Genomic DNA, 22,519 nt, shown 5'->3' with positions numbered 1-22,519 from the left:
GCCCGCGCAGTTTCCTGCGATCCATATGGGGGGATCGCTGTCGGGCACCTTATCCCTCCGTACGGGCACTGATGTGGCAGATCATCTGCCAAACTCCAGAGCAAGGGACTGGACTGTGAAAACATTTTCGAAGAGGGCACTTCTGCGTGCCAGCGCCGCTCCGGCGATCCTGAGCGCGTCGCTGATCGCGACGGCTGCGTTCGCGCAGGACGCGCCGCAGACGGCGGAAGCCGATGCCGGTGATACCATCATCGTTACGGGTTCGCTGATCCGTAACCCGAACCTGGTGCAGTCGACGCCGGTTCTGGCGACGACGTCGGACGAAATCGATCTGCGTCAGAGCAACAACGCGGAACAGCTGCTCCGTGAAATTCCGGGCGTCGTTCCCAGCATCGGTTCGGCCGTGAACAACGGTAACGGCGGTGCATCGACCCTCAACCTGCGTGGCCTGGGCAGCAACCGCAACCTCGTCCTGGTGGACGGCCGTCGCATGGTCCCCTACGGTCTGGGCGGCGTTTTCGATCTTAACAACATTCCGCTCGCTCTGGTGGAACGTGTCGACGTTCTGACCGGCGGTGCTTCCACCACCTACGGCGCCGACGCGATCGCCGGCGTGGCCAACTTCATCCTGAAGAAGGATTTCGCAGGCTTCGAAGCGAATGTTTCGAACCAGCTGACCGAAGCTGGCGACGGCAACGCCTTCCGTGCCGACGTCACCATGGGTGCCAATTTCGATGACGGCCGCGGTAACGCCGTGTTCAGCATCGGCTATCAGGAAGTCGATCCCGTCTATCAGGGCGCTCGTTCCTTCTCCGACACCTATCTGGAATCTTATCTGGCCGAATGCGTATCGTGCCAGGGTTCGGGTACCTCGGTTCCGTCGCGCTTCTCAGTGCCGGGCGTCGGTACGCGCCAAATCAGCGCGGACGGCAATTCGCTCGTTCCGACCTACCAGACCTACAACTTCAACCCGTACAACATCTTCCAGACGCCGTTTAAGCGTTTCAATATGTTCGGGCAGGCCAATTACGAGATCAGCGACTCGGTTAAGGCCTATACTCGCGGCATCTTCTCGAAGAACCAGGTCAACACGATCATTGCTCCTTCGGGCGCCTTCGCTCTGTCGGTGGTGATCCCCTACAGCAATCCGTACCTGACCTCCGGCATCCGCAACCAGTTCTGTAACGCGAATGGCCTGACCACCGCACAGTGCTCCGCCGCTGCGGGCGCAACCAGCACGACCGATCCGAACTATCGCACCTTCACCACGTCGCTGTCGCGTCGCGCAGTCGAGGCCGGTCCGCGCGTTTCGGAATTCAAGACCACCTTCTTCGATTACGCGCTGGGCTTCCAGGGCGACATCGGCTCGCATCTGAGCTGGGACGTCGGCGGTTCCTACGGTGAATCGGAAAATATCCAGACGCAGAAGGGCTACACGCTCAACTCGCGTTTCCGCCAGGCTCTGCTCGCGACCAACACCACGACCTGCCTGACCGACACCAATGGTTGCGTCCCCGTCAACGTCTTCGGCCCTGAAGGCTCGATCACGCAGAACATGGTCGATTACCTGACCGCCAGCAGCGTCATCACGACCAAGACCACGCTGGCCCAGGCGCATGCGACCGTGAGCGGTGACTTCGGCGTAACCTCGCCCCTGGCATCGAACCCGATCGGCTTCGCCGTCGGCGGCGAATATCGCAAATATACCGCATCGATCGAATCCGATCTGCTGTCGCAGGCGAACGATCTGGGCGGTGCGGGCGGCGCGCAGCCGAACGTGAGCGGTGGCTTCGACGTGTACGAAGCCTTCGGCGAATTGATCGCTCCGCTGATCGAAGACCGTCCGTTCGCCAAGCTGCTGACGGTTGGTGCCGGCGTTCGTTATTCGAGCTATTCGGTCGATGCACCGACCAGCCCGAGCTTCGACACATGGACCTACAAGTTCGAAGGTAGCTGGGCTCCCGTCGACGACATCAAGTTCCGTGGTAACTATTCGCGCGCCGTTCGTGCGCCGAACATCTCGGAGCTGTTCTCGCCGCTTAACACCGGTCTGACCAATCTGGCGACCGATCCCTGCGCCGGCAGCGCTCCGGTTGGTAACGCCAACCTGACCGCCGTCTGTATCGCTCAGGGTGCGACCGCAGCGCAGATCGGCTTCATCGATCAGCCTTCGGCCGCTCAGGCCAATGCCACGAGCGGCGGCAACCTGAACGTGAAGCCGGAAACGTCGGACAGTTGGGGCGTCGGTGCGACCATCACCCCGACCTTCCTGCGTGGTTTCAGCGCCAGCGTCGATTATTACAACATCAAGGTGAAGAACGCGATCACGACCCCGACGCCGGGCGATGCGATTGCGGCCTGCTTCGACAACATCACCGCATCCAGCGCCACCAACGCTGCCTGTACGTCGATCGGTCGTAGCGAAGACGGCAGCCTCAACGGTACGGCCACCGGCCTGTTCCTGCCGCTGTCCAACCTGGGCACCCTGAAGACCGACGGCATCGATCTGTCGCTGAACTACAAGCATGAGTTCAACTTCGCGACGCTGAGCCTTGGCTTGAACGGCAACTGGACCAACAGCTCGAAGTTCCAGGCGACGCCGACTTCGCTGAATCGTGAATGCGTTGGCTATTATTCGGTCAACTGCGCATCGATCCAGCCGAAGTTCCAGTGGAGCCAGCGCACCACGCTGACCTTCGGTGATGTCGACCTCTCGCTGCTGTGGCGCCACATCGACAGCGTGCGGTTCGAACCGCAGCAGCTGGCCGACGATATCGGTGCCGGTATCGACGCCGGTTGCACGGATCCGGCCGGTGCCGATCCGGACGGCTGCACCATCGATCCGCAGTTCCGCAAGATCAAGGCTTACGACTATTTCGACCTGACGACCCGTGCGCAGGTTGCTGATAACGTGACCCTGACCTTCACGGTCATGAACATGTTCAACAAAAAGCCCCCGATCGTCGGTGGTTCGGCCGGTTCGACCAGCTACAACAGCGGTAACACCTATCCGTCTACCTACGACGCACTGGGTCGCAAGTTCGCCGTCAGCGCGAAGTTGAAGTTCTGATCGTCATCACGACATGATGAAAAAAGGGAGGCGGACCATTTGGTCCGCCTCTTTTTTTATGTTCGAAACAGGAAAGACAGTTGCCGTTAATCGGCCCGGTCACTGGCACGGAACGGGGAAGTGAACCCTATTCGGGCCTTGTCACTCTATCGCCGTCTAAGCAGTGATCGGATGGTCCAGCGCCATAGGAATGTCGAAGCGCGCGGCGATTTCTGCTGCCCAGCGCAACACCATCGCGACCTCTTCACCATGCAGGTTCAGCGATTCTCGCTTTTGCTGCGCACGCTGGTCATTGGTGAAAGCGTTGCCAGTCTTGCTGTCAGTTCCGAGCGCGGGACCGGCCAGCGCCGTTGCGATCGCATCCTGGTTGGCATCGACGCCGAAATGGCGGACCAGCACGTCCAGATGTCCGGAAATATCCGCCATCAGATGCTCGCTGTCCAACGATCGCACCCGCACAGATCCCAGGGTTCGCAGCAGGCCCGCAAATTGCTGTTGCTGCGCCAGCCAGCCAGCGGCCGCAGCTTGCAGATCCGTCAGTTGCAACAGTGCAGTGTCATCCAAGCCGAGCTGGACCATCCCGTCGCGTAACTGCTTCACCAGCAATTCGCGGACCCACAGCCGGCTCCACATGCCCTTACGCGCGATCGACGACAGATATTGTTCCAGAGGGGCGTAAAGCAGCAGCGCTTTGGCATCCGGCTTCATTGCCATCATCGCCGGGATAAGTGCATTCACGACATTGGACGGCTTGATGATCACCGCCTCCCCCGCATCGAAAGGCCGCGCGAGCAATCCCAGGCCTTGATCCAGCACCATGGCGATGCGTCGCCCCTCCCCACCGCGATGCCGCCATCCCACCATGTCGTTGAGGAACACCGGTTCCTTGAGCGTCGACGCAACGCCCGGCATGTCGAGCAGCCGCGCCAGCAGGGTCGAGCAGCAATAGGCCGAATGGAAGATGAAATGCACGGGCGCGGCAGCAGGCGCCGCCGCAACCACCTGCGCCCGGTCAACGACGCGCGGCGCGCGACCCTGCAAATGCTCATCGGTCAGGAATGGAATGCCCGCCCGGCCGGCACGGTCGACCTGCAACAGGTGGAAAGCATCCCGTCGTTCGTCATAGCGATGCGGTAGCCAGGACGGATCGGACAGTAGCTGGCGGAGCGCGGGATCGAAACCAGTCATGGCGATGGTCCTTCGCATGTTTGGCGGTCGGGCGGCAAGCATCGGCCATGATTTGCTATTGCACGCGTTTCGGCGTTTCGGCACCTTCGCGTCGGGGGATAGATATGGACAATATAGAAAGCTTGCTGCGTGCTGCGGATGAGGCTCGTTCGAGGGGGGATCGAACGCAGGAAGCCGCATTGATGGATCGCGCGCTGGTCATCGCGGCGAACAGCCCGCAGTTGTTGAACAGCCGCGGGATGCTGGCGCTGACGCTGGAGCGGCCGGATGACGCCGCATATTTTTTCGCGCGGGCGGCGGACGCCGATCCCAGGCAGCCGGCCTTGTGGATGAACCTGGCCACGGCGCGGCGGGCATCCGGCGACGAGCCGGGAGAAAAGGCCGCGCTCGACCATGTCCTGGAACTGGACCAGGTGCATTTCATGGCGCAGTTGCGCACCGCCGAATGGCTGGAGCGCAATGGCCAGTTGGCACAGGCCACGAAGAATTGGAGCCAGGTGCTGGCACTGGCCGATGGGCTGAAGGACCAACCGGCCGCATTGCGTGACCGGCTGGACGAAGCACGCCGGTTCGTGCGCACCCGCATGGCGGATTTCGCTGACGAGGTGGACGGTCATTTCAAGGCCGATTTCGCCGGGGCGCCGCCGCCGGACGTTCGCCGTTTTCAGGCGAGCATCGATCATCTGCTGGGGCGCCGCCGCATATATCGCAACGAATGTTCGGGCATGCATTATCCGTTTCTGCCGGCGGACGAGTTTTTCGATCGCGGGCATTTTCCCTGGATCGCGGAACTGGAGGCCAGGACCGATGTCATTCGGGGCGAATTGCTCAACCTGTTGAAGCAAGGGCCGGACCTGCTGCGGCCCTATGTTCGGCTGGACGCCGGAACGCCGGATAATGTGTGGAGCGGACTGGACCAATCGCTCGACTGGGGCGCCTGTTTTCTATGGGAATATGGCGTGCGCAACGATCCGGTTTGCGATCTGTGCCCCGAAACCGTCGCCACGCTGGAGAAACTGCCGCGCAGCGATATCAACGGTCGGGCGCCGTCGGCCTTCTTCTCGCTGCTGAAGCCCAAGGCGCATATTCCGCCCCATAGCGGGGTGAGCAACATGCGCGCGATCGTCCATTTGCCGCTGATTGTGCCGCCTGACTGCGGGTTTCGCGTCGGCGGCGAAACCAGAGCTTGGGAAGAGGGCCGTGCCTTCGTGTTTGACGACACGATCGAGCATGAAGCCTGGAACAATAGCGATGCAATGCGGGCCGTACTGATCTTCGACGTTTGGAATCCATATCTTACGGAACGGGAACAGGAACTTCTTCGGCGCTATTTCCAGTTTGCCGACGAAAGTGCACATCGGCCGGAATCTTGAGCCGGGACCATGATTGGCCATTGCCCGGAAACGATATTTATATCACAATTGCACGATAGCCCGCCGATCAGGCCGCTCTCTTGGGGGAACGGAACGCTGAAGGTCCGTAAAGATGGCTTTGATCCATTGGGAGTCGTTGAATGAAACTGCGTATTGGCCAGATCATGATTGGCCTCTCGATCCTGTCCGCTCCGGCATATCTGCCAGCGCAGACGCCGCAGCCGGCGGCCAAGCTGGACAGGAATGATCCGGGTGCGATTCGATGCCGCCGTCTGGATGTGACAGGCTCGCTGGTGCGCAAGGAACGCGTGTGCAAGACCAACGCAGAATGGCGGGCCATCAGCGAACAGCAGAATCGCGATGCGGATGACATGATCACGCGCAGCCGCGCGGGGATGAATCCCAACGGCTGAGGGCGCGCGCCCACCCGACCATGAAAAAGGCTCGCTGATCCTATCAGCGAGCCTTTTTGTTATCAGGCGATGCTGAGCGCCAGCGCGCCGTCGCCATCTTCCACCTTCACCGTCGATCCGTCCGGCACGTCGCCGCGCAGGATGAGGTCGGCGAGCGGGTCTTGCAGATAGCGTTGCACGGCGCGCTTCAGCGGGCGGGCGCCATAGACAGGGTCATAGCCGACCCGGCCGAGCCATGCGCGCGCGCCTTCGGTCAGGTCGAGGACGATCTTGCGATCCTTGAGCAGCTTGCCGATGCGGGCGACCTGGATGTCCACGATCGGCGCCATATGGGCCGCGCCCAGACGGTGGAACAGGATCACCTCGTCCAGGCGGTTCAGGAATTCCGGGCGGAAATGGCCCCGCACGATGTCCATCACCTGATCCTCGACCTTCTCCACCGGTTCGTCGTCGGCCAGGCCGGTCAGATATTGGCTGCCCAGATTCGACGTCAGCACGATGATCGTGTTGGTGAAGTCGACCGTGCGCCCTTGCCCGTCGGTCAGGCGGCCGTCGTCCAGCACCTGAAGCAGGATGTTGAACACGTCACCATGCGCCTTTTCTACTTCATCGAACAGGACCACCTGATAGGGGCGGCGGCGGACGGCTTCGGTCAGGACGCCGCCTTCCTCATAGCCGACATAGCCCGGCGGTGCGCCGATCAGGCGCGCGACGCTGTGCTTCTCCATGAATTCGCTCATGTCGATGCGCACCATTGCTGAGTCATCGTCGAACAGGAATCCGGCCAGCGCCTTGGTCAGTTCGGTCTTGCCGACACCCGTGGGGCCGAGGAACAGGAAGGAACCGAGCGGACGGTTGGGATCTTGCAGGCCGGCGCGGCTGCGGCGCACGGCGGTCGATACGGCCTTGACCGCATCGGCCTGCCCGATGACGCGCTTACCCAGCGTTTCTTCCATCGCCAGCAGCTTTTCGCGCTCGCCGGTCAGCATCCGCTCGACCGGGATGCCGGTCCAGCGAGCGACGACGCCGGCGATGTCCTCCGCCGTCACTTCCTCCCGCAGCATCGCGCCTTCCGAGGCGGTTGCTGCTTGCGCGAGGCGCTTTTCGAGCGCGGGGATCGTGCCGTAGGAGAGTTCGCTCATCTTCGCGAGGTCGCCGGCGCGCTGGGCCTGTTCCAGCTCCAGCCGGGCGGCGTCGAGTTGCTCCTTGACCTTGGCTTCGCCGGCGATCTTGTCCTTTTCCGACTGCCAGCGGGTGGTGAGCGCGGCGGATTGCTCCTCCAGATTGGCGAGATCTTCCTGCAAGGCGTCGAGCCGATCGGCCGAGGCCTTGTCGGTCTCCTTCTTCAGCGCCTCCCGCTCGATCTTGAGCTGGATGATGCGACGGTCGAGAGTCTCGATCTCTTCGGGCTTGGACTCCACCTCCATGCGCAGGCGGCTGGCGGCCTCGTCCATCAGGTCGATCGCCTTGTCGGGCAGGAAGCGGTCGGTGATGTAGCGGTTGCTGAGCGTCGCCGCGCTGACCAGCGCGCCGTCGGTGATACGCACGCCGTGATGGAGTTCGTATTTCTCCTTCAGGCCGCGCAGGATGGAGATGGTATCCTCCACCGTCGGTTCGCCGACGAAGACCGGTTGGAACCGCCGTTGGAGCGCGGGGTCTTTTTCCACATATTTGCGATATTCGTCGAGCGTCGTCGCGCCGATGCAATGGAGTTCGCCGCGCGCCAGGGCGGGTTTCAGCAGATTGCCGGCGTCCATCGCGCCCTCGGATTTGCCCGCGCCGATGAGCGTGTGCATTTCATCGATGAAGAGGATGACCTGGCCGTCGGCGCCCTTCACTTCGTCGAGGACGCCCTTCAAGCGCTCCTCGAACTCGCCGCGATATTTGGCGCCGGCGATCAGCGATCCCATGTCGAGCGCCATCAGCGTGCGATCCTTGAGCGTATCGGGCACGTCGCCATTGGCGATACGCAGCGCCATGCCTTCGGCGATCGCGGTCTTGCCGACGCCGGGGTCGCCGATCAGGACCGGGTTGTTCTTGGTTCGGCGGGCGAGAATCTGAATGGTGCGGCGGATTTCCTCGTCGCGGCCGATGACCGGGTCGAGCTTGCCCGCGCGCGCCGCTTCGGTCAGGTCGCGGGCGAATTTCTTGAGCGCGTCGTAGCGATCCTCCGCGCCCGCCGTGTCGGCGGTGCGGCCGCCGCGCAAGGCATTGATCGCAGCGTTGAGCGCTTCGGGCTTTACGCCGGCGGCGGCCAGCGCCTTGCCCGCCGTCGTGGTGGTGGCGAGCGTCAGGGCGAGCAGCAGCCGTTCGACGGTGACGAAACTGTCGCCCGCCTTGGTCGCGACCTGCTCGGCACCGTCGAGTACGCGCACGGCATCATTGTCGAGGCCGGGCGTCTGTTGCGCGCCGCTGCCGGAAACGGCGGGCACTTTGGCCAGCGCCGCGTCCGTGTCGCGCAGCGCGACTTCGGCGGAACCGCCCGCCGCCTTGATCAGGCCGGACGCCATACCCTGCTGATCCTCCAGCAGGGCCTTTAGCAGATGTTCCGGGCCGATCCGCTGATGGCTCATGCGGATCGCCACGGTTTGCGCCGACTGAAGAAAGCCCTTGGCGCGGTCGGTGAATTTTTCGAGGTTCATGTGCATCCACTCACATTAGATGCTGGCGATGTAGTGTTGCTCAAAAACCACACAAGGGGCGATCTATAATTTCCTTATCTGGTCGCCTTCTCCGCCTGCGGCGCGAAGAGGTCGCCGAAGAAATCCTTGGCGAACCAGCGCGGCGGCGCATCGCCATCGGCCATGGCGCGGGTAATGCGGTAATTGGCGTCGGCAAAACGGGCGCCGGCATTCCAGTCGATCTTCTGCATCATATCGTCGCCGGGATGATGATAGGCGCCGCCCAGAAACTCGCCCCAGGCCTTTTCACCGCCATTGGCATAGCCGGTGGCGAGGAAGACGGCGGGCACGCCCTGCTTCACGAACATATAATGGTCGGAGCGCACGAAGATCGTCTCCTGCGGCATCGGGTCGGGCGCGAGCTTCACACCCATCGGGGCGACCGCCTTGGCCACGATCGGGCCGAGGGTCGAATGATCGGCACCGAAGGCGATGACGTCGGTGAAGGGATAGAGCAGCAACGGCATGTCGAGATCGACATTACCGACGATCTGCTTGACGGGGACGGTGGGGTGGCGGGCGAAATAGTCGGCGCCCAGCAGCCCCTTCTCCTCTGCGGTGGAGGCGAGGAAGATGATCGAGCGGCGCGGCTTGTCCGGCGATTGCGCCATGGCGCGGGCGACCTCCAGCATGGTCGCGATGCCGGCGCCATTGTCCAGCGCGCCATTGTTGATCCGGTCCCTATTACCAGATTCGTCGGCCGCATCGCCCGCTTTGGCGGGGCTGATGCCGATATGGTCGAGATGGGCGGAGAGGACGACATATTCTTGCCTGAGCTTGGGGTCGCTGCCGGGCAGGATGGCGACGACATTGGGGCTGGTGACGCGCTGGCTGACCGTGTCGGCCTTGATCGTCACGCTGGTTTTCAGCGCGAACCCCTTGGGCTTGCCGCCTGCCTTGTCGGCGGCCTTGCGGATCGCGGCGATGGTCGTGGGCGCGCCGGCGAACACGGCCTGCGCCGCCGGATCGTTCAGCATCGCGGACGCGCGCAGGCCCGGCGCGGCGTTGAAGGGGACGCCTTCGGGCGAAACCCAGGTGAAGTCGGGTTCGTCGGCGAACTGTACCATGCGCGCCCAGGGGCGGGCCTTGGCCGATTGGAGCGTGTTGAGCGCTATCATGCCGATCGCACCATGGGATTCGGCGATCTTGCCCTTGGTGGCGGACAGATGCGCGCCCTCTTCGCTCGGCAGCCCTTTGGGATAGCCGCGCAGGGTGACGACGATCTTCCCCTTCACGTCCAGGCCGGCATAGTCGTTCAGGCCAAGCCGCGCATTTTCAAGGCCGAAACCGACGAAGACGAGCGGCGCCGTGACGTCAAGATGCGGCTGATCGGCATTGATGCCGACGATGACGTCACCGGCATGGGTGAAGCTTTTCGCGCCGGCCGGGCCGGTGACGATCAGGGTCGCGGGGGTCTTGCCGAACTCGGTCTTCTGGAAGGTGATGCGCTGGAGCCAAGTCCCCTTATCGCCGGCGGGCTTGAGGCCAAGGCCGTCAAACTGGCTGGCGACGTAGCGGGCGGCGATTTCATGCCCTTCGCTGCCGGTATCGCGACCCTGAAGCAGATCGTCGGCGAGAAATTCGACATGAGCGCGCATCGCGGCGGCGGTGAAGACGGGGTCGGTCGCCGACTGCGCGGAAAGGGTGGCGGGAAGGAGCAGCGCGGTCATCGCTGCCAGAGCCATGGGGGTTTTCATCGGGGATAAGGTCCACTGATTGCGGGATGGCGCGAGATTTGCCCCCGGCCCATCCACCTGTCCAGCAATAAGCGTGTTGCGATGCTAAAACGGCCCGCTATGCTGCGCCATCCATCGCGCCGGCAGCCTGTCGGTATGCGCAAATTCCCCGTTTTCATGAGGTTCTCATGGCCATTTCCCCGATGTCGCGCCGCCTGTCCCTGATGCTGGGCCTGTCGGTCCTGGCGCTTTCTCCGGCCTTGGCTCCGGTAGCTCATGCCGCCAAGCCTGCACCTGCAGCCGCGCCCGCGCCGGTCGCCAGCCTCGTGTCGCAGGTCGATATTCCCTATGAGGAATTTACGCTGAAGAATGGGCTGCGCGTCATCGTGCATACGGACCGCAAGGCGCCGGTAGTGGCGGTGTCAGTCTGGTATCATGTGGGATCGCGCTTCGAACCGGCGGGCAAGACGGGCTTTGCCCATCTGTTCGAACATCTGATGTTCTATGGCTCCGAAAATGCCGACGGCCCCTTCTTCGGCCGACTGGAGGATATCGGCGCGACCGATTGGAACGGGACGACCTGGTTCGACCGCACCAATTATTTCGAGACGGTGCCGACCGGCGCGCTCGACCGGGCGCTGTTCCTGGAGTCCGATCGCATGGGCCACCTGCTGGGCGCCGTCACCGAGACCAAGCTGGATACGCAGCGCGGCGTGGTGCAGAATGAAAAGCGGATGGGCGAGAATGAGCCGTACGGCCTGGTCGAATATGCCCAGCTGGACGCGATGCTGCCGGAAGGGCATCCCTATCGTCATTCCACCATCGGATCGATGGCGGACCTGAATGCGGCGAGCCTGGCCGACGTCCAGAGCTGGTTCAAGACCCATTATGGGCCGAACAATGCCGTGCTGGTGCTGGCGGGCGATATCGACGTCGCGACCGCCAAGGCCAAGGTCGAAAAATGGTTCGGCAATATCGCCGCCGGCCCCGCGCCCAAGGATGTGGACGCGACCGTCCCGACATTGGGGCAGGATGTTGAGAAGGTGATGCACGACAATGTCGCGGCGACCCGCCTCTATCGCAACTGGATCGTGCCGGGCGTCAATTCTGACGAGTTGCAGCAGCTGGATCTGGCCATGACCGTGTTCGGCGGCCTGGGTTCGTCGCGGCTCGACAATGTGCTGGTGCGTGACGAGAAGGTCGCCGTGGGCGTGAAGGCCAGCATCCAGCCGTTCGAGAAATTGAGCATCGCCGAGATCACCGTCGATGTGAAGCCGGGCGCAGACCCGGTGGCGGTGGGCAAGCGGCTGGACGCGCTGCTGGCCGATTACCTCGCCAAGGGGCCGAGCGCCGACGAGGTGCTGCGCGCCGCGACGACGCAGGCGGCCGGCACGATTTCGGGGCTGGAGAAGGTCGGCGGCTTTAGCGGCAAGGCGGTGACGCTGGCCGAGGGGGCAGTCTATTCCAACGATCCGGCCAAATATAAGAAGGATCTGGCCGTCTATGCCTCGGCCACGCCGCAGAGCGTGAGCGCGGCGGCGCGCAAATGGCTGGGCCGGCCGGTGCTGCGCCTGACCGTGGCGCCGGGCGAACGGTCGGCCGCCGACAATGCGCTGGCGGGCAATGCGACGGCCGAAAATACGAAGACGGGTGGCGCTGGGCACAAGCCGGCCTTCTTCCGCAATCCCGATGCCGCCGCGCCCAAGGCCGCGACGCCGCCGGCCCCGACCAGGATCGCCGAGCCGCCGATCGAGCCGGTCAAGGATCTGGACTTCCCCGATATCGAGCATGCAACGTTGAAGAACGGCATCAAGGTCGCGCTGGCGCATCGCTCGACCGTGCCGACGGTGCGGGTGTCGGTCGCCTTCGACGCGGGCAATGCCGCCGATGATCGCGCCAAGCTGGGCACGGCAGGCCTGACCGCCGCGCTGCTGGACGAGGGTACGACGACCCGGTCGTCGGTGCAGATCGCCGAGGAGCAGGAGCGGCTGGGCGCGTCGATCAGCGCGGGCAACAGCATGGACCGCACCAATGTGGGCCTGTTCGCGCTCAAGCCCAATCTGGATGCGTCGCTCGGCCTGTTGGCCGATGTGATCCGCAATCCCGCGTTCGCGCCGGCAGAGGTGGAGCGGTTGCGGGGCCAGGTGCTAACCCGGATCAAGGCGGAAAAAACCGAGCCGATGGCGATCGCCCAGCGCATGCTGCCGCCTTTGCTTTATGGGCAGGCCCATCCCTATGGCATCCCCTTCACCGGGTCGGGCACGGAAAGTGGCGTCAAGGCGGTCACGCGGGCGGATCTGACGGCGTTCCATGACGCCTGGCTGCGACCGGACAACGCGACCATCTTCGTCGCGGGGGACACGACGCTGGCCGAGTTGCTGCCGCTGCTGGAAAAGCGGTTCGGCGACTGGAAGGCGCCCAAGGTCGCAAAGGGTGTCAAGACGTTCCGCATGGACCGGATGATGCGCCCGGCCAAGATCGTGCTGATCGACAAGCCGCAAAGCCCGCAGTCGCTGATCCTGGCCGGCCTGCTGACCAACAAGGCGGGCACCGACAATCCGGTGACGCTGTCGACCGCCAATGAAGTGCTGGGCGGCAGCACGACGTCGCGCCTGACCATGGACCTGCGCGAAACGAAGGGGTGGGCCTATGGCGCCGGCACCGCCCTGCCCGGCGTCAAGGAAACGATCCCGCTGCTGGTCTATGCCCCGGTGCAGACCGACAAGACGGGCGAGTCGATCATCGCCGCGCGGCAGGACATCAAGGACTATCTGACCACGAAGGGTACGACCGAGGCGGAGCGGAACCAGACGATCAACGGCCAGATCCTGTCGCTGCCCGGCAGTTTCGAAACCTCGTCCGACCTGCTGAGCGCGATGATGCGCAATGCGCTGATCGGCCGGCCGGACGATTATTATGAAACGCTGCCCAAAACCTATCGTGCCATGACCGCCGCCGACATGGACAAGGCCGCGCGTGAGGCGATCAACCCCGACCGGTTGATCTGGGTCGTGGTGGGCGATGTGAAGCTGGTGAAGCCGCAGCTTGACGCGGTCGGTCTACCGGTAGAAATGGGCACACTCGCGGATTGACGCGAACGTAAAGGAGTAGATGACATGGCAGCAGTAGATGGCGCTTATGATTGCGTGGCCAAGACGCCGATGGGCGACCAGAAAGGCGTGTTCACCGTCATCAGTAGCGGCGACCGTTTCAACGGCACCTTTGCCGGGATGATGGGATCGCTGGACGTGGTCGATGGCAAGATCGACGGCGGCACGCTGACATGGAAGATGGAAATGACCATGCCGATGCCCATGACGCTGGAATGCGAGGCCGAAGTGGCGGGCGATGCCATCACCGGCACGATGCAGCTGGGCGCGTTCGGCGCGTCGGCCTTCAACGGTACGCGCCGGGCCTGACCCCGGCATCCGGCACAGGCCGGATCGACATGATTATAAACTGGCGAGGCCCGAATCCCCGTGATTTGGGCCTCTCTGTATTTTCGGCACAGAGAATCTGAGAAGGCCGCATTGATGCAGGCAAGTGCGACAACGAGTGAGACAGCAACATTCCATTGACAAATTCCATTAGTTAGCTATCTAACTAATATGCCCTTATCGGAACCCAAACGCGCGCTGGCGCACAAGATGGCGCCTGTCGCCCGCGCCTGGCGGCAATTGGCGGACAACGTGCTGGCGGAATTCGGCGTGTCCAACAGTGCCGCCTGGTGCCTGATCCATATCGATCGACTGGGCGGCGAGGTGCGGCAGAGCGAGCTGGCCGAGTCGCTGGACATCGCCCAGCCCTCGCTGGTGCGGACGCTGGATCAGGTGCAGGCGGGCGGATTGGTACAACGGACCCCGCACCCCGACGACAAGAGATCCAACATCATCAGCCTGACCCCGACGGGGCAGGAACTGGTCGGCCGGATCGAAAGCAGGCTGGATTCCCTGCGCGTCGAATTGCTGGAGGACGTCCCCGAAGAGGCGATAGAATCAGCGGTCTGGCTGCTCGACCTGTTGAGCATGAGGATCGCCGATCGACGGAGCGCTGCATGATCGGCGACCGGTTCGGAGTGCCGGCGGCGCTCTTTTCCCTCAAATGCCTGGCGGCGGCGATGCTGGCCCTGTTCGTTGCCTATAGCATCGGGCTGGAGCGGCCCTATTGGGCTTTCCTGACCAGCTATATCGTCGCCCAGCCGATGGCCGGCGCGGTGATTTCCAAGGCGGTGTTCCGCGCGATCGGTACGCTGGTCGGGGCGATCTTTGCCGTGGCGATCGTACCGCCGCTGGTCAATGCACCCGAATTGCTGGTGCTGGCCATGGCGTCATGGCTGGCGCTGTGCGTGTTCGTGTCGCTGCTGGACCGGACGCCGCGCGGCTATATGTTCGTGCTGGCCGGCTATACCGCCTGCCTGATCGTCTTTCCGGACGTCGACACGCCCCAGACCATCTTCACCGTCGCGGCGCTGCGCGTGCAGGAGATTTTGATCGGCATCGCCTGCGGCAGCCTGATCCATGGCGTCGTCCTGCCCGGTTCGATCACCGGCGTGCTGCTGGCGCGGGTGGAATCGATGCTGCGCGATGCCGAACGCTGGACCCGCGACGCGATCGCCACCGAGCCGGTCGCCGGGCTGGACGCGGAGCGCCGCCGGCTGGCGCAGGACGTCACGGAATTGCACCAGATGTCGATCCATCTGCCCTTCGACATCAGTCGGCTGGCGCCGCGTGTGCGGACGGTCCGGGCGTTGCAGGATCAATTGTCGATGCTGTTGCCGCTGGGCGCAGCGGCGGAGGACCGGCTGGCGCAGCTGAAGGCCGCCAATGACGGCACGGTGCCGGCGCAGGTCGAGACGCTGATCGACGATGTGCGGCTGTGGCTGGACACGCCGGTGAGCGACAATCTGGCAAGGGCGGACAATGCCCAGCGGCTGATCGATCGCTGCGTGGCGATGGAGCCGGCGGCGACGCCCGATATGGGCTGGGCCGACATGATGCGCCTCAGCCTCTATGCCCGGCTCGCCACGCTGATCGCGGTGCATCGCGATTGCCGCGACCTTTATGATCAGATGGTGACGCACAGCCGCGCCGCCGTGACGCCACGCGTCGCCGAATTGCTGGAGGGGCGGCGCAACCGCGAACTGCATCGCGACTATGCCAGCGCGGCGCGCGCGGCGTTCAGCGCCTTCGTGACGATCGCGCTGGGCTGTACCATCTGGATATTGAGCGGATGGAAGGATGGCGGCAGCGCGGTGATGCTGGCCGGCGTGTTCCTGGCGCTGTTCGCGGCGGTGGACAATCCGCTGGCGCCGCTCAAAGGCTTCATGATCGGCACCGTCGCCGCTTCGGCATTGGGCGCGCTTTATGGCTATGCGATCATGCCGCGCCTCGACGGGTTCGGGCAATTGGCGCTGGCCTATTCGCCGGCCCTGCTCTTGCTGGGCGCGATGATGGCGTCGCCGCGCTGGATGGGCATTGCCCTGCCCACCTTGCTGGGGCTGGGCAGCCCGGTGCTGCTGTCCGACCATTATATCAATGCCTTTGCCAGTTACGCCAATGGCGCGGTGGCGCAGATTATCGGCATCTGGTTCGCGATCCTGATGGCCGGGCTGTTGCAATCGGCTGGCGTGGAACGGGCGATCCGTCGCACGTTGCGGGCCGGATGGGCCGATATTGCCAATCGCGCTACACTGATGAGCCCGCCCGATGTGCGGGGATGGATCAACCGGATGCTAGACCGTATCGCCCTGCTCGCGCCGCGTTTGGCGGCGACCCGCGCCGACAGCGGCAAGCCGCTTTATGATGCCCTGCGCGACCTGCGCACCGGGGTCGCGATCGGCGAGTTGCGGCAACTCAGGCTCGACCTGCCCGCACAGGAAGGCGCGCCGCTGGCCGCCGTGCTGGGCGGGGTGAGCCGCCATTATCGCGGGCTGGACCCGGATGCGCCGGCGGCGGCCGATCCGTCGCTGCTGCACGATATCGACAGCGCGATCGCGGACCTGTCCGCCAACCCGCGCCTGTTCGTGCGCCGGGACAGCGTGCTGGGGCTGGTCAGCCTGCGCCGCAACCTGTTTCCCGACGCGGACGCCTATCGGAGGATCGCGGCATGACCGGCGAAATCGCCCTGGGCGGCGTCTATATGCCCACATTGCTCCTGTTGGGGCTGGTCGCGCTGATCCTGAGCTGGGGTCTGACCCGGCTGATCGGCGCCTTCGGCCTCTACCGCTTCCTCGCCTATCGCGCGGCGGTGGACCTTAGCCTCTTCATCCTGTTGCTGGGCGGCCTCGCCCTGCTCGTCCCCACCCTTGGAATCCGACTATGAACCGCCTGACTACGACGCTGATCCGCAGCGCCGCCACCATCATCCTCGTCATCGCCGCGGCTCTGGTCGCGATCTGGATGTGGAATCATTATGAACGCAGCCCCTGGACCCGCGACGGGCGGGTACGGTCCGATGTGGTGCGGGTGACGCCCGACATCAGCGGACTGGTGACGTCGGTGGCGGTGCATGACAATCAGACGGTGAAGGCCGGCGACCTGCTGTTCGTGATCGATACGCCGCGTTATTCCATGGCGCTGGAGGAGGCCAGCGCCCGCATCGCCAGCGCGCAGGCGACCTTGGCGCAGGCCCGGCGGGAAGCGCGACGCGACATGGCGCTGGGCGATCTGGTGGCCGCCGAAACCCATGAGCAGAATCTGGCCAAGGTGGAGACGGCGCAGGCCGCCCTGTCCGAAGCGCTGAGCAGCCGCGATGCCGCTGCACTGAACCTGAAGCGCACGAAGGTGGTGGCGTCGGTCAATGGCGTGGTCACCAATCTGGACCTGCATCCGGGCGACTATGTCGGCGCGGGCAGCCAGGCGCTGGCCCTGATCGACAGCGATTCGGTACGGGTGGAAGGCTATTTCGAGGAAACCAAGCTGGGACTGATCTGCATCGGCGCGCCGGTGACGGTCCGATTGATGGGCGAAGCGCAGGACGTGCATGGCCGGGTGGAAAGCATCGCCTTCGGCATCAATGACGACAGCCGCAGCAATAGCGGCAATTTGCTGCCCGCAGTCGAACCGACCTTCAGCTGGGTGCGATTGGCGCAGCGCATCCCGGTGCGGGTGAAGATCGAGAAGGTGCCGGCAGGGCTGCGGCTGATTTCGGGCCGCACCGCGACGGTGACGGTCCAGCCGGCACAGAAGGACAAGGACGGGAAGCCGGGGGATTGCCGTCATGCGTAATCTGTCCTGCGCGCCGCTGCTGGCGCTGGCGCTGACGGCCTGTGCGACGGCCGGGCCGGATTATCATGGGCCTGAAAAGTCCGTTGCGACCGCGCCGGGCGCGACCGGGGCCTTTCATTCGGGACGCGATGCGCTGTTTGCGCAGGCCGACCTGCCCGATCATTGGTGGACGCTCTATGCCGATCCGCAGCTGGACAGCCTGATCGAGCAGGCCCTGGCCGCCAATACCGATATGCGCCAGGCGGACGCCAATCTGGCCCAGGCGCAGGCCGTGCTGCTGGAGGCGGAGGCAGGGCGCACCATCAGCACCAGTATCAGCGGCGGCGAAACCCTGTCGCGACCGTCGGGCGTGACCCAACATCTGCCGGGCACGATCGCCTATGATCTCGGCCTGTCGGCCTCCTACCCGCTGGACCTGAATGGTCGGATCAAGCGGGCGATCGAAGCGAGCAATGCCGATGTCGAGGCAAGCGCGGCGGCACGCGACTATGTGCGAGTCAGCGTGGCGGCGGCGACGGCCAAAGCCTATGCGCAGGTGTGTGCGGCCAATTACAGCCTGGGCGTCAATCGCAAGGTGGTGGCGTTGCAGCGCGATACCGCCAACGCCACCCGGCGGCTGGCCAAGGGCGGGCGCGGCACCGCCTTCGACGTCAGCCGGGCGCAGGCGGCGGTGGACAGCAGCGCGGCCGCCCTGCCCGCGTTCGAGGCGCAGCGGCAGAATGGCCTGTATCTGCTGGCGACGTTGATGGGGCGGCCACCCGCCGATTATCCGCGCGAGGTGGAAAGTTGCGCCGCGCTACCGACGCTGAACGCGCCTTTGCCGGTGGGGGATGGTACGGCGCTGATCCGGCGGCGGCCCGACATAAGGCAGGCGGAACGAGCGATCGCCGGCGATACGGCGCGGCTGGGCGTGGCGACGGCCGATCTGTATCCGCAGGTCAGCATCGGCGGATCGGTCGGCCTGTCCGGCCCGCTCAAGGATTTCGGATCGGGATCGGCCTTCGGCTTCAGCCTGGGGCCGCTGATCAGCTGGAGCTTCCCCAACCGGCCGGTGGTGCGGGCGCGGATCGCGCAATCCGAAGCCCGGGTGCAAGGCGACCTGGCCGGGTTCGACGGGACGGTGCTGGAAGCGCTGCGTCAGACCGAGACGGCGCTGGAAACCTATCGCCGCGATGCAGAGCGGGCGGCGGCGCTGGACCGGGCGCGGGATAGCGCTGCGCTCTCCGCCGGCCAAGCCGGCAAGCTGTTCCGTTTCGGCCGGGGCGATTTCCTGTCGCTGCTGGATGCGCAGCGCAGTCTGGCGAGCGCGGAGGTCAGCGCCGCAACGGCGCGGACGCAACTGGTGCAGGACCAGATTGCGCTGTTTCTGGCGCTGGGTGGCGGCTGGAAGTAAATCCGGGGCCAAGAAAAAAGGCGGGGCCTTGGGAGGCTCCGCCTTTTTTGATCGCTTATCAGCTGCCGTTGGGGCCGCCACCGTTGGGGCCGGCACCGCCGCCGCCCATGCCGCCGGCGCCGACCGCGCCGATATTGCCGAAAATCTCGTCGAACAGGCTGCGGTTGCGGCCCAGCGTCGGGGTCTTGTCGCCCGACGGGGAGATGTGGGCGACCTGCTCCAGCCCCATGCGGTCGATCGCGGTCACATTGCCCGCCGGATCGAAGCGGACGCGCAGCACCGTCTGGTCCACCGGCTTGGGATTGGAGAAGGCCAGCGCGCGCATGTCACGCGACACATAATACCAATCCTGCTCGCCGAACTGCGACACGAAGCTGGGGCGGCCCAGCGTCCCTTCCACCGAAGCGCGATTGTCGATGCCCGGCTGAACCGAATCGACCAGCAGCTTGTCCACCGAATAGCCCTGATGCGTGCGGATGCGGGTGCAGCCCGATGCGCCCAGCACCAACGCGCTGAGGCCGACAGCGAGCAGGATGCGCCCGCGTGACGAGTGACGGCTGAACTGACGCATGAACTTCTCCTGCGGGAGCGGGCCCGCGAACCTTCAAGAAACCTGATGCCGCCATTGCATTGGGCGACGCAGCGATCAATATGGAATTGCGCAAGCCCCGGCAAGGGGCGCAAAATATCGGACGGCGCATGATGGCCCGATCCGTATATGAAAATCCGTCAATGAAAAGCTGTGATTCCATGTCTGCCTCCCCCTCCTTCCTCCAGCGCCTGTTCGGGCGCACCGATCCCAAGGAGGGGCTGCGGCCGCTCTATAACGCCGTGATCCGGGAGGGGCGACAGCCGCACTGGTATCTGGACGGCGCGGTGCCCGACACGCTGGACGGGCGGTTCGACATGATCGTCGCGATCCTGGCGCAGGTGCTGATCCGTCTGGAGCAGCAGGCGCCGGGGCAGCGGGGCGCACAGGACAGCGTGTGGCTGACCGAATTGTTCGTCGATGACATGGACGGGCAGTTGCGGCAGGAGGGCGTGGGCGATGTCGTGGTCGGCAAACATGTCGGCCGCATGATGAGCGCATTGGGCGGGCGGATCAGCGCCTATCGCGCGGCGTTGACGGACGACGCGGATCTGACCGAGGCGTTGCGGCGCAACCTGTATCGCGGCGCTGAGGTGAGCGAGGAAGCGCTGGCGCATGTCGAGGGCACGCTGCGGGCGCGCTGGACGCGACTGGGCTGCCTGTCGCACGACGCGCTGCTGACCGGAGATTTAGGATGACTATGACAGCGACACCGGAATTTTCCCGAACCCACAAGGCCGACGCGATCGGCCGGCTGGCCCCTAAGCTGCATATCGCCGCCAAGCAGGACGAGCGGGATGCTCTGGCCAGGCGGTTCGGATTGGCGGCGCTGGATCGGCTGGAGGCGGATTATGGCCTGGCGATCGAAGATGGCGCCATCACGGCGCGCGGCCGGGTGCGTGCGGCGCTGGCCCAGCCCTGCGTGGCGACCGGCGTGCCGGTGCCCGAGACGATCGACAGCGATTTCGTCCTGCGCTTCGTGGTCGACAAGGAGGAGGCGCAGGAGGCCGACGAGCTGGAGTTGGACGCCGAGGATTGCGACACGATCGGCTATGACGGCCATGTGATCGACATGGGTGAAGCGGTGGCCGAAACGATGGCGCTGGCGATGACGCCCTTTCCCCGCGCGCCGGATGCCGACCGCTATCTGAAGGAGGCCGGCGTGCTGAGCGAGGAGCAGGCCAGTCCCTTTGCCGCATTGCTTGGCCTGACGGACAAGAAGTAGGAGGCATGCCCATGCTGGTCGCGCTGATGCTGGTTGCCGCCGGTGCCGCCCCGATGATCGGCGAGGATGTCGCGCGGGCGCAATGGGACATGGCCGAGAATCGCGCGACATGCGCGCCGCTCGCGCTGCTGTCGGACGGCGGGGTGAAGGGCAAGGCGCGACCGGCGCAATTCGGCGGCGGATGGGCGGTGGCGTTCGACCTGCCGGGGCTGCGCAGCGCCTATGGCTTTGCCGGGCCGGGGATCATCGCCATGGATGATGAGGCGGAGGCGGCGCAACGGGCGCGATTGACGAAGCAATGGCCGCACAGGCGCGACCTGCCCGCCTTGCCCGGCCCCGCTTTTGCCGGCTACGGGCTGGTCGGCGCGCAGCCCTATCCGGCGGATAACGCGCAGGGCAAGGGCCTCGAATCGCTGGCCTATATGCGGGTCGCGGGTCAGGGCTGCACCTATAATGTGTGGAGCCGAATCAGCCGCGCGCATCTGGAAACCTTGCTGGACAATCTGCGTCTGCAGGACTGATCTGTTTCCCTTTCGTTCCTGGCTGTGGCATAGGGTCCGGCATGGACGCCTCGCTGCCGCCGCTGCGCAAGATCATCCATATCGACATGGACGCCTTTTATGCGTCGGTGGAGCAGCGCGACGATCCGTCGCTGCGGGGCCTGCCGATCGCGGTGGGCGGCGGCGGGCCGCGCGGGGTGGTGGCGACGTGCAGCTATGAAGCGCGCAAGTTCGGCGTGCGGTCCGCCATGCCGGGCGCGCGGGCGCGGCGGCTCTGCCCCGACCTGATCTTCGTGCCGCCGCGATTCGATGTCTATCGCGCGGTTTCAGGGCAGGTTCGGGAGATTTTCAGCCGTTTCACCGACATCATCCAGCCCTTGTCGCTGGACGAAGCCTATCTGGACGTGACGGTGAACAAGCCGGGCATAGCGTCGGCAACTGCGGTGGCGCAGGAGATTCGGCGGATGATCCGCAAGGAGACGGGGCTGACCGCATCGGCCGGCGTATCCTACAACAAGTTGATCGCCAAACTGGCATCCGACCAGAACAAGCCCGACGGGGTATGCGTGGTGCGTCCGAACGAGGGGCCCGCCTTCATCGCCGCGATGCCGGTGCGGCGCATCCATGGCGTGGGGCCGGTGACGGCGAAGCGGATGCAGGCATTGGGAATCGAGACGGGCGCGGACCTGCGCGAGCGTGACATGCGATTCCTCCAGAGCCATTTCGGCAGTGCCGCCGACTATTATTATCGCGCGGCGCGCGGGCAGGACGACCGGCCGGTGCGCGAGCGCGAGGGGCGCAAGTCGGTGAGCGTCGAGGATACGTTTTTCGACGATCTGATCGAAGAAGAAGCGCTGGTGGCGGAGATCGAGCGGATCGCCGCGTCGCTGTGGACGCGGATCGAGAAAGCCGGGGCCTGGGGCCGGACGGTGGTGCTGAAGGTGAAGTTCGCCGATTTCCGGATCATCACCCGCTCGCGCAGTTTTTCAGCGCCGGTGCGGTCGCCGGAGTTGCTGGCGCAGGCCGGGCGGGAATTGCTGGTCGCGCAACTGCCGCTGCGCATGGGCGCGCGGCTGCTCGGGCTGGGCGTGCATAATCTGGAGGGAGAGGAAGAGGCGGATCAGGGGGAGCAGCTGGCGTTGGGGTTATAGAAGCGCCGTGCCCACCCCGGTGCGGCTAAACTCG

Annotated in this window: 18 protein-coding genes; 14 read left to right on the top strand and 4 right to left on the bottom strand. The window is 64.7% G+C overall.

The features are described from left to right. Positions 1 to 115 precede the first annotated feature (115 nt). Entirely contained in the window at positions 116 to 3,070 is a 2,955-nt protein-coding gene (locus F4U94_RS08300; protein WP_120251306.1) for a TonB-dependent receptor domain-containing protein, read from the top strand. Between the two features lie 156 nt (positions 3,071 to 3,226). On the opposite strand, the gene F4U94_RS08295 is transcribed toward F4U94_RS08300, so the two are convergent. Further along, entirely contained in the window at positions 3,227 to 4,258 is a 1,032-nt protein-coding gene (locus F4U94_RS08295) for a hypothetical protein (protein WP_120251307.1), read from the bottom strand. A gap of 104 nt (positions 4,259 to 4,362) precedes the next feature. Between F4U94_RS08295 and F4U94_RS08290 the strand changes: the two genes are divergently transcribed. Both F4U94_RS08290 and F4U94_RS08285 read left to right on the top strand, forming a co-directional pair. After that, complete coding sequence (locus F4U94_RS08290) at positions 4,363 to 5,631, top strand: aspartyl/asparaginyl beta-hydroxylase domain-containing protein (RefSeq protein WP_120251308.1); 1,269 nt, start codon at positions 4,363 to 4,365, stop codon at positions 5,629 to 5,631. Positions 5,632 to 5,795: 164 nt separating this feature from the next. Beyond that, complete coding sequence (locus F4U94_RS08285; protein WP_427772585.1) at positions 5,796 to 6,044, top strand: hypothetical protein; 249 nt, start codon at positions 5,796 to 5,798, stop codon at positions 6,042 to 6,044. A gap of 62 nt (positions 6,045 to 6,106) precedes the next feature. Here F4U94_RS08285 and clpB read toward each other — a convergent pair whose 3' ends face one another. After that, positions 6,107 to 8,686: an ATP-dependent chaperone ClpB gene (gene clpB, locus F4U94_RS08280; RefSeq protein WP_120251310.1), complete on the bottom strand. Its 2,580-nt coding sequence runs from the start codon at positions 8,684 to 8,686 to the stop codon at positions 6,107 to 6,109. Between the two features lie 74 nt (positions 8,687 to 8,760). After that, the gene (locus F4U94_RS08275; RefSeq protein ID WP_120251311.1) at positions 8,761 to 10,422 is read right to left on the bottom strand and encodes a M28 family metallopeptidase; all 1,662 of its coding nucleotides are present in this window, start codon (positions 10,420 to 10,422) and stop codon (positions 8,761 to 8,763) included. A 167-nt stretch (positions 10,423 to 10,589) separates the two neighbouring features. Between F4U94_RS08275 and F4U94_RS08270 the strand changes: the two genes are divergently transcribed. From F4U94_RS08270 to F4U94_RS08240, 7 genes are all read left to right on the top strand, one after another. Next, the gene (locus F4U94_RS08270) at positions 10,590 to 13,493 is read left to right on the top strand and encodes a M16 family metallopeptidase (protein WP_120251312.1); all 2,904 of its coding nucleotides are present in this window, start codon (positions 10,590 to 10,592) and stop codon (positions 13,491 to 13,493) included. A 24-nt stretch (positions 13,494 to 13,517) separates the two neighbouring features. Continuing rightward, a complete protein-coding gene (locus tag F4U94_RS08265) occupies positions 13,518 to 13,820 on the top strand; it encodes a hypothetical protein (RefSeq protein WP_120251313.1) in 303 nt (100 codons plus the stop codon). A 189-nt stretch (positions 13,821 to 14,009) separates the two neighbouring features. Beyond that, complete coding sequence (locus F4U94_RS08260; RefSeq protein ID WP_120251314.1) at positions 14,010 to 14,459, top strand: MarR family winged helix-turn-helix transcriptional regulator; 450 nt, start codon at positions 14,010 to 14,012, stop codon at positions 14,457 to 14,459. Beyond that, positions 14,456 to 16,510 (top strand): FUSC family protein, encoded by a 2,055-nt coding sequence (locus tag F4U94_RS08255; RefSeq protein ID WP_120251315.1) that lies wholly within the window; start codon positions 14,456 to 14,458, stop codon positions 16,508 to 16,510. The genes F4U94_RS08260 and F4U94_RS08255 overlap by 4 nt, the downstream gene beginning before the upstream one ends. Then, complete coding sequence (locus tag F4U94_RS08250) at positions 16,507 to 16,722, top strand: DUF1656 domain-containing protein (RefSeq protein WP_120251316.1); 216 nt, start codon at positions 16,507 to 16,509, stop codon at positions 16,720 to 16,722. Before F4U94_RS08255 ends, F4U94_RS08250 begins: the two co-directional genes overlap by 4 nt. After that, positions 16,719 to 17,627, top strand: coding sequence for an efflux RND transporter periplasmic adaptor subunit (locus tag F4U94_RS08245; protein ID WP_120251317.1), 909 nt, complete (start codon positions 16,719 to 16,721; stop codon positions 17,625 to 17,627). Before F4U94_RS08250 ends, F4U94_RS08245 begins: the two co-directional genes overlap by 4 nt. After that, entirely contained in the window at positions 17,620 to 19,020 is a 1,401-nt protein-coding gene (locus F4U94_RS08240) for an efflux transporter outer membrane subunit (RefSeq protein ID WP_120251318.1), read from the top strand. The genes F4U94_RS08245 and F4U94_RS08240 overlap by 8 nt, the downstream gene beginning before the upstream one ends. A 58-nt stretch (positions 19,021 to 19,078) precedes the next feature. Here the strand turns inward: F4U94_RS08240 and F4U94_RS08235 are convergent, their stop codons facing one another. Continuing rightward, the gene (locus F4U94_RS08235; protein ID WP_120251319.1) at positions 19,079 to 19,591 is read right to left on the bottom strand and encodes an outer membrane protein assembly factor BamE; all 513 of its coding nucleotides are present in this window, start codon (positions 19,589 to 19,591) and stop codon (positions 19,079 to 19,081) included. Positions 19,592 to 19,770: 179 nt separating this feature from the next. On the opposite strand from F4U94_RS08235, the gene F4U94_RS08230 reads away from it, so the two are divergent. From F4U94_RS08230 to dinB, 4 genes are read left to right on the top strand one after another with little or no spacing between them, the layout of a single operon-like run. Then, positions 19,771 to 20,307 carry a ubiquinol-cytochrome C chaperone family protein gene (locus F4U94_RS08230; RefSeq protein WP_120252237.1) on the top strand — a complete coding sequence of 179 codons (537 nt, stop codon included), beginning with the start codon at positions 19,771 to 19,773 and terminating at the stop codon, positions 20,305 to 20,307. Positions 20,308 to 20,309: 2 nt separating this feature from the next. Next, entirely contained in the window at positions 20,310 to 20,834 is a 525-nt protein-coding gene (locus F4U94_RS08225; protein ID WP_120251320.1) for a DUF177 domain-containing protein, read from the top strand. A gap of 5 nt (positions 20,835 to 20,839) precedes the next feature. Continuing rightward, on the top strand, positions 20,840 to 21,355 hold the full coding sequence (locus F4U94_RS08220) for a hypothetical protein (protein ID WP_120251321.1): 516 nt from the start codon (positions 20,840 to 20,842) through the stop codon (positions 21,353 to 21,355). Between the two features lie 41 nt (positions 21,356 to 21,396). After that, complete coding sequence (dinB, locus tag F4U94_RS08215; RefSeq protein ID WP_120251322.1) at positions 21,397 to 22,485, top strand: DNA polymerase IV; 1,089 nt, start codon at positions 21,397 to 21,399, stop codon at positions 22,483 to 22,485. Positions 22,486 to 22,519 lie beyond the last annotated feature (34 nt).

Origin of the sequence: Sphingobium limneticum (assembly GCF_008710155.1) — a bacterium.
Classification (GTDB): Bacteria; Pseudomonadota; Alphaproteobacteria; order Sphingomonadales; family Sphingomonadaceae; genus Sphingobium; species Sphingobium limneticum.
Note: the sequence above shows the minus strand (reverse complement) of the source record. Positions and strands in the feature narration are given on the sequence as shown.